The sequence below is a fragment of the Paenibacillus sp. SER-28 genome (assembly GCF_052906305.1).
Genome location: NZ_JBRECM010000075.1, coordinates 1 through 270, shown reverse-complemented (window position 1 = coordinate 270; position 270 = coordinate 1). Strand labels below are relative to the sequence as shown.

Genomic DNA, 270 nt, shown 5'->3' with positions numbered 1-270 from the left:
ATACATCAATGAGTAAAGCACTAACACATATTATTGTTGCTGCTTATATAGAAGAATTAGAAAGTGTTGGTTTTTTCTTAGTGGACAGGAATTTGCCTGGTGTTGAAATTGCCGATAATTGGGACGTATTAGGTATGCGAGCGACAGAAAGTCATGATTTAATATTAAATGATGTAAAAGTACCATTAAAACATTTAGTGGAAACAGAGAAAAGTAAAGCGCCAAATGGTTGGATATTGCATATACCAAGCTGTTATTTAGGTATAGCAC

General features: G+C 33.7%; 1 pseudogene. It reads left to right on the top strand.

The annotated features are described in order from the left end of the window. Nucleotides 1–270: pseudogene (locus ACUYLD_RS25695) on the top strand (acyl-CoA dehydrogenase family protein); the annotation flags it as partial.